This window comes from Arthrobacter sp. CAN_A2 (assembly GCF_015752045.1).
In the GTDB taxonomy this organism is placed as follows: domain Bacteria; phylum Actinomycetota; class Actinomycetes; order Actinomycetales; family Micrococcaceae; genus Arthrobacter_D.
Genome location: NZ_JADOUS010000051.1, coordinates 1 through 2436 on the forward strand (window position 1 = coordinate 1; position 2436 = coordinate 2436).

Annotated in this window: 3 protein-coding genes; 2 read left to right on the top strand and 1 reads right to left on the bottom strand. The window is 63.4% G+C overall.

From position 1 onward, the window contains the following. Window positions 1-342: VOC family protein (locus IWX63_RS16990; protein WP_442859142.1), on the bottom strand; the 342-nt coding region annotated here is incomplete at its 3' end. 125 nt (window positions 343-467) lie between these two features. Between IWX63_RS16990 and IWX63_RS16480 the strand changes: the two genes are divergently transcribed. Then, window positions 468-899, top strand: a complete 432-nt coding sequence (locus IWX63_RS16480) for a hypothetical protein (protein WP_199279234.1) — start codon at window positions 468-470, stop codon at window positions 897-899. Window positions 900-1092: 193 nt separating this feature from the next. Further along, window positions 1093-2412 carry an ISL3 family transposase gene (locus tag IWX63_RS16485; protein ID WP_442859143.1) on the top strand — a complete coding sequence of 440 codons (1320 nt, stop codon included), beginning with the start codon at window positions 1093-1095 and terminating at the stop codon, window positions 2410-2412. The last annotated feature ends 24 nt before the right edge of the window (window positions 2413-2436 follow it).

The window sequence follows — 2436 nt, forward strand, 5'->3', positions numbered from 1 at the left end:
AGGTGCTTCGATGAGGCCGGGGTGGTTGATACCCAGATTGGTGAGGTGATCTGCCCATTCCTGAAGGTCTTCGATGGTGCGGACCGCGAGGCCGAGGTGGTCCAGTCCTGGTTCGAAGGGTGTGAAAGGACCCATGGACGGTGTCGTGTGCTGGGTCAGCCCAAGATTCGTGCCGCCAGGAAGGGCGAAGAGGCGTCGCTGAAGGCCCGGACCGTCCAGGGAGCTAGCTGGTGGCATACCCAGGACACATTCGTAGAATCGTGTGCTGACCTCCAGGTCGCTGACGGTTACTGCTATGTGGTGGATCCCGCTCATCTCCGGCATACACCTATTGAACTCCATCTACCCCCAGGCCCGGGTAGTGCAGTTGGACTCTTTGTCAGTGGGGTGTGTCGGTGGGGTGTGGGGATTGAGGGGTGGATACTGTCTCCTGTCTGTTGTTGGGTGGGCCGCGTAGGGTCAACGCTATGAGTGGTGTGGTGGGGCCGGTGTCGTCTTTCCTTCCGTGGGTGGCGCTTATTGTGGCGGTGAGTATTTCGGTGCTGGCAGGGTGGGCGGGCCTTGATGGGGCTGCTGGTGAGATCGGCCCTCGACGCGCTGATGGTGGGCCTGCTGAGGTCGAGTTCTGGGCGCCGGTCGGGTGGGCGGCGATGCTTGCCGTGGTGCCCGTGATGGTTGCCGCGTGGAGATCAGCGCGGTGGGCGGCGATCTCTTTGGCCGGTGCCACGGGTGTGCAGGTCCTGGTGGCCATGGTGGTGATCGGCAGGTACGCAGGATCGGATGTCATCAGTGGCGGGCTGGAGGGGTTGATCTTCCTGCTTCCCCTGACCCTGGGGGTAGTGGGGGCGGTGGGTTCATTTACCGCTGTGCTGATACGACGACGCTGGTTCCAAGGCTGAACCATGCCTGGATATCCCTTGGTTATCTTCCTTGTTTGCTGAGGTCAAGGGTGTGGAGGGGTCTGCTGCCGTCTTTACCAGCTCTTGGACCTCCGGTGGGGGTGAAGTTCGCCGGGTGGTGATTGGTGAGTAGGGGTCGAGGTCCCCGAGGATCAGAAGCGCTAACTCTCTGACCCGACCCGAGGACCTCGACGTGTCTTACCTTAGTTCGGGGCGCGCTGGCGCGCGCTCTGCCCCTTGCTCTTGTTCGCGCTGCGATCTGTTGGTCGGTCTCGACGGCGTCCATGTCGAGGAGGTTGAACGTGATGATGAGCTGCTGACGGTGACCGTGTCCACGCCGCCGCGGTTGATGGGGTGCCCGGGGTGCGGGGTTATCGCGGCGGGTCGTGGCCGGCGCCGTCGGGTGCTGCACGACGTTCCCGGAGTAATCCGAGTACGAGTCGTGTGGCGGCAACGTGTGTGGCGGTGCGCCGATAGTGACTGCGTCAAGAAGACGTTCGTGGAACAGCTTCCGTCGCTGGTTGCTGCGCGCGGGTCGATCACCACACGGGCGGTTACGTGGGCTATCGGGCAGCTCCGTCGGGAGCATGCCACGATCGCTGGTTTGGCCCGGCGGTTGGGGACGTCATGGAAGACGGTATGGCGGGCGATCGAACCCGAACTCGTACGGCTCGCTGCTAATGAGTCGCGGTTCGAGAACGTCACAACTCTCGGGGTGGATGAGCACATCTGGCACCACGTCGATCCCCGCAGGAGGGGCCCGAAGGAGCTCACGGGCATGGTTGATCTCACCCGCGATAAGCAGGGTAAGACGCGGGCCAGGCTCCTTGATCTGGTGCCAGGCCGGTCAGGAAGAGCCTACAAAGACTGGCTCGAGGAGCGTGGTCCGGTGTTCCGGGCAGGCGTGCAAATTGCCGCGTTGGATCCGTTCGCTGGCTATAAGACCGCGATCGATGACCAGCTCCAAGACGCTGTCGCAGTCCTGGACGCGTTCCATGTCGTGAAGCTCGGAACCAACGTGGTCGATGAGGTACGCCGCCGCGTCCAGCAGGACACCCTCGGACACCGCGGACGCACAGGTGACCCGCTCTTCGGGATCCAGACGATCCTCCGCGCTGGGGCCGAGAACCTCACCGACAAACAGCGCACCCGACTGAGCGTAGCGATTGAAGCCCGTGAAGCGCACGAGGAGGTGTTCATCGCATGGCAGGCCGCGCAGAAACTACGTTCCGCCTACCGTCAGAAGGACCTGATCCAAGGGCGAGGGATCGCCGAGAAAGTCATAGACTCGTTCCACACCTGCCCGATCCCCGAGATCGCGAGGCTCGGACGAACGCTACGCCGATGGCGCGACGCATTCCTGGCCTACTTCACTACCCACCGCGCGAACAACGGCGGCACCGAAGCAGTAAACGGACTCATCGAGCTCCACCGCCGCCTCGCCCGCGGCTACCGCAACCGCCACAACTACCGGCTCAGAATGCTCCTCGCCGCCGGCGGCCTCACTCCATGACCCCCACCGGATGTCCCAAGAGCC